Origin of the sequence: Candidatus Williamhamiltonella defendens (assembly GCF_900699045.1) — a bacterium.
Classification (GTDB): Bacteria; Pseudomonadota; Gammaproteobacteria; order Enterobacterales; family Enterobacteriaceae; genus Hamiltonella; species Hamiltonella defensa_A.
Genome location: NZ_CAADHL010000009.1, coordinates 1 through 5,175, shown reverse-complemented (window position 1 = coordinate 5,175; position 5,175 = coordinate 1). Strand labels below are relative to the sequence as shown.

The window sequence follows — 5,175 nt, the reverse complement described above, 5'->3', positions numbered from 1 at the left end:
AAATGGACTAAAGGAGTTGACTGGATAGAATAAGTACGTAGAATGCGCGGTCATATTAGGATTAGGAAGAAGCTCTTTAAAAATTTATCAGATAATGTGTGTGTGCACTGACGTGAGAGTGAATAATATTAACTTTATGATGTTAAGCAAACAGTAATGTTTGTAAGATAAAGAGAATAAGAAATAAGAATTGAAGAGTTTGATCATGGCTCAGATTGAACGCTGGTGGCAGGCCTAACACATGCAAGTCGAGCGGCATTGAGTGAGCGCAGTTTACTGCGCTCACGTCAGCGAGCGGCGGACGGGTGAGTAAAGTCTGGGAATCTGGCCGAAGGAGGGGGATAACTGCTGGAAACGGCAGCTAATACCGCATAAAGTCGCGAGACCAAAGTGGGGGACCTTCGGGCCTCACGCCATCGGATGAGCCCAGATGAGATTAGCTAGTAGGTAGGGTAAAGGCTTACCTAGGCTACGATCTCTAGCGGGTCTGAGAGGATAGCCCGCCACACTGGAACTGAGACACGGTCCAGACTCCTACGGGAGGCAGCAGTGGGGAATATTGCACAATGGGCGAAAGCCTGATGCAGCCATGCCACGTGTGTGAAGAAGGCCTTCGGGTCGTAAAGCACTTTCAGTGAGGAGGAAGTAATAAATGCTAATACCATTTATTTTTGACGTTACTCGCAGAAGAAGCACCGGCTAACTCCGTGCCAGCAGCCGCGGTAATACGGAGGGTGCAAGCGTTAATCGGAATAACTGGGCGTAAAGGGCATGTAGGCGGTGAGTTAAGTCAGATGTGAAATCCCCGAGCTCAACTTAGGAATGGCATTTGAAACTGAGTCGCTAGAGTTTTCTAGAGGGGGGTAGAATTTCAGGTGTAGCGGTGAAATGCGTAGATATCTGGAGGAATACCGGTGGCGAAGGCGGCCCCCTGGAGAAAGACTGACGCTGAGGTGCGAAAGCGTGGGGAGCAAACAGGATTAGATACCCTGGTAGTCCACGCTGTAAACGATGTCGATTTGGAGGTTGCGGTCTTGAACTGTGGCGTCCGGAGCTAACGCGTTAAATCGACCGCCTGGGGAGTACGGCCGCAAGGTTAAAACTCAAATGAATTGACGGGGGCCCGCACAAGCGGTGGAGCATGTGGTTTAATTCGATGCAACGCGAAGAACCTTACCTACTCTTGACATCCACGGAATTGTGCAGAGATGCGCAAGTGCCTTCGGGAACCGTGAGACAGGTGCTGCATGGCTGTCGTCAGCTCGTGTTGTGAAATGTTGGGTTAAGTCCCGCAACGAGCGCAACCCTTGTCCTTTGTTGCCAGCGCGTAGAGGCGGGAACTCAAAGGAGACTGCCGGTGATAAACCGGAGGAAGGTGGGGACGACGTCAAGTCATCATGGCCCTTACGAGTAGGGCTACACACGTGCTACAATGGCGTATACAAAGGGATGCGAACCTGCGAGGGAAAGCGGAACTCAGAAAGTACGTCGTAGTCCGGATTGGAGTCTGCAACTCGACTCCATGAAGTCGGAATCGCTAGTAATCGTAGATCAGAATGCTACGGTGAATACGTTCCCGGGCCTTGTACACACCGCCCGTCACACCATGGGAGTGGGTTGCAAAAGAAGTAGGTAGCTTAACCGAAAGGAGAGCGCTTACCACTTTGTGATTCATGACTGGGGTGAAGTCGTAACAAGGTAACCGTAGGAGAACCTGCGGTTGGATCACCTCCTTAACTATAAACTCTCACTATCAGTGTCCACTCACATTATCTGATAAATCAGAAAAAGACTCTGTCCCCTTCGTCTAGAGGCCTAGGACACCGCCCTTTCACGGCGGTAACAGGGGTTCGAACCCCCTAGGGGACGCCACAGAGATGTGTTTAAAAGTATTTTCAAGAAACTGCTCTTTAAAAATAAGGGATAAGCAAAAGATTGTAAGTCCGAAACAATTTCGGGTTGTAAGGTTAAGTAATGAAGCGTACAGGGAGGATGCCTAGGCAGTCAGAGGCGAAGAAGGGCGTGTTAATCTGCGAAAAGCGACGGTAAGCTGATAAAAAGCGTATTAGCTGTTGATACCCGAATGGGGCAACCCAGCGCATATATATTTATATATGCACTATCGTAATATGAATAAAATAGTATTGCGAGGCAAACCAGGGGAATTGAAACATCTCAGTACCCTGAGGAAAAGAAATCAATTGAGATTCCCTAAGTAGCGGCGAGCGAAAGGGGAGGAGCCCGGAGTCAACATCTTTGCACAATTAGGGGAATCGTTTGGGAAGACGAGCCATAGAGGGTGATGGCCCCGTACCTAAAAATTGCAGCAGAGTGAGCTCAAAGAGTAAAACGGGACACGTGATATCCTGTTTGAAGATGGGGGGACCATCCTCCAAGGCTAAATACTCCTGACTGACCGATAGTGAACCAGTACCGTGAGGGAAAGGCGAAAAGAACCCCGGAAGGGGAGTGAAATAGACCCTGAAACCCTGTACGTACAAGCAGTGGGAGCTTCAAAGCCACAGGCGTTGTGTACAAAGCCTGCAAATGAGAAGTGACTGCGTACCTTTTGTATAATGGGTCAGCGACTTATATTTTGTAGCAAGGTTAACCGAATAGGGGAGCCGAAGGGAAACCGAGTCTTAACTGGGCGACGAGTTGCAAGGTATAGACCCGAAACCTAGTGATCTAGCCATGTGCAGGTTGAAGATGTGTTAATCCACATTGGAGGACCGAACCGACTTATGTTGAAAAATGAGCGGATGACATGTGGCTGGGGGTGAAAGGCCAATCAAACTAGGAGATAGCTGGTTCTCCCCGAAAGCTATTTAGGTAGCGCCTCGTGGGTTTATCTTCGGGGGTAAAGCGCTGTTTTGGCTAGGGGGCCATCCCGGCTTACCAACCCAATGCAAACTGTGAATACCGAAGAATATGACCACGGGAGACACACGGCGGGTGCTAACGTCCGTCGTGGAGAGGGAAACAACCCAGACCGCCAGCTAAGGTCCCGAAGTCATGGTTAAGTGGAAAACGATGTGGGAAGGCTTAGACAGCCAGGATGTTGGCTTAGAAGCAGCCATCATTAAAAGAAAGCGTAATAGCTCACTGGTCGAGTCGGCCTGCGCGGAAGATGTAACGGGGCTAAACCATGCACCGAAGCTGCGGATACGTGCAAACGTATGGTAGGGGAGCGTTCTGTAAGCCGAAGAAGAGGCTCTGAGAAGGGTTTTGGAGGTATCAGAAGTGCGAATGCTGACATGAGTAACGATAAAGCGGGTGAAAAGCCTGCTCGCCGAAAGACTAAGGTTTCCTGTCCAACGTTCATCGGGGCAGGGTAAGTCGACCCCTAAGGCGAGGCTGAAAAGCGTAGTCGATGGGAAACAGGTTAAGATTCCTGTACTGAGTATTACTGCGAAGGGGGGACGAAGAAGGCTAAGCAATCCGGGGACCGGTGGTCCCGGTTTAAGCGTATAGGAGGGTGAGCTAGGAAAATCCGGCGCATCTTGACTCTGAGGCGTGATGAGGATTGCCCTAATGGGGCAAGAAGTTGCTGATGCCATACTTCCAGGAAAAGCCTCTAAGCGATAGGTAATAGTCAATCGTACCGAAAACCGACACAGGTAGTCAGGTAGAGAATACTAAGGCGCTTGAGAGAACTCGGGTGAAGGAACTAGGCAAAATGGTGCCGTAACTTCGGGAGAAGGCACGCTGGCGTTAGGTGAAGGGACATGCTTCTGGAGCCGAGGCTAGTCGCAGAGACCAGCTAGCTGCAACTGTTTATTAAAAACACAGCACTGTGCTAACACGTAAGTGGACGTATACGGTGTGACGCCTGCCCGGTGCCGGAAGGTTAATTGATGGTGTAAGTGTCAAAGCAAAGCACTTAATAGAAGCCCCGGTAAACGGCGGCCGTAACTATAACGGTCCTAAGGTAGCGAAATTCCTTGTCGGGTAAGTTCCGACCTGCACGAATGGCGTAATGATGGCTAGGCTGTCTCCACCCGAGACTCAGTGAAATTGAATTTGCTGTGAAGATGCAGTGTTCCCGCGGCAAGACGGAAAGACCCCGTGAACCTTTACTATAGCTTGACACTGAATATGAAACCTTAATGTGTAGGATAGGTGGGAAGCAAAGAAATATAGACGCCAGTCTATGTGGAGCTGTTGTTGAAATACCACCCTTTAATGTTTGATATTCTAACTTGGCCCCGTTATCCGGGGCGAGGACAGTGTCTGGTAGGTAGTTTGACTGGGGCGGTCTCCTCCTAAAGAGTAACGGAGGAGTACGAAGGTCAGCTCATCACGGTCGGACATCGTGAAATGAGTGCAAAGGCATAAGCTGGCTTGACTGCGAGAGTGACGGCTCGAGCAGGTACGAAAGTAGGTCTTAGTGATCCGGTGGTTCTGAATGGAAGGGCCATCGCTCAACGGATAAAAGGTACTCCGGGGATAACAGGCTAATACCGCCCAAGAGTTCATATCGACGGCGGTGTTTGGCACCTCGATGTCGGCTCATCACATCCTGGGGCTGAAGTAGGTCCCAAGGGTATGGCTGTTCGCCATTTAAAGTGGTACGCGAGCTGGGTTTAGAACGTCGTGAGACAGTTCGGTTCCTATCTGCCGTGGGCGTAGGAAGATTGAGAGGGGCTGCTCCTAGTACGAGAGGACCGGAGTGGACGCATCACTGGTGTACGGGTTGTCATGCCAATGGCATTGCCCGGTAGCTAAATGCGGGAGAGATAACCGCTGAAAGCATCTAAGCGGGAAACTTGCCTCAAGATGAGTCTTCCCCGCAAGAGATTGCGGTAAGGGACGTTAAAGACGATGACGTAGATAGGCTGGGAGTGTAAGTACAGCGATGTATTCAGCGGACCAGTACTAATGACCCGAGAGGCTTAACCTTACAACACCGAAACTGTTTTGGAGTGCATAATTTGCTTATTCTGAAGAATAAAAATTTGGCTTGGCGGCCAAAGTGCGGTGGACCCACCTGAAACCATCCCGAACTCAGAAGTGAAACGCCGTTGCGCCGAGGGTAGTGTGGGGTTTCCCCATGTGAGACTAGGACACCGCCAGGCTCCTTATATAAGCATCTAAAATGTTTAGATGCAAGCCCTTCTGTTGAGGATATACTTACCGAAAAGATATTTTAGGGGTGTAGTTCAATTGGTAGAG

General features: G+C 50.0%; 1 tRNA gene and 3 rRNA genes. All 4 read left to right on the top strand.

Annotated elements, in window-relative coordinates:
• Positions 1 to 187 precede the first annotated feature (187 nt).
• A 16S ribosomal RNA gene (locus tag CICURV3402_RS06225) occupies positions 188 to 1,736 on the top strand.
• Positions 1,737 to 1,796: 60 nt separating this feature from the next.
• A tRNA-Glu gene (locus tag CICURV3402_RS06220) sits at positions 1,797 to 1,872 on the top strand.
• A gap of 93 nt (positions 1,873 to 1,965) precedes the next feature.
• Positions 1,966 to 4,903, top strand: a 23S ribosomal RNA gene (locus tag CICURV3402_RS06215).
• Positions 4,904 to 4,962: 59 nt separating this feature from the next.
• Positions 4,963 to 5,078 (top strand): 5S ribosomal RNA (rrf, locus tag CICURV3402_RS06210).
• The 16S, 23S and 5S rRNA genes sit together here with 1 tRNA gene alongside, the layout of an rRNA operon.
• The last annotated feature ends 97 nt before the right edge of the window (positions 5,079 to 5,175 follow it).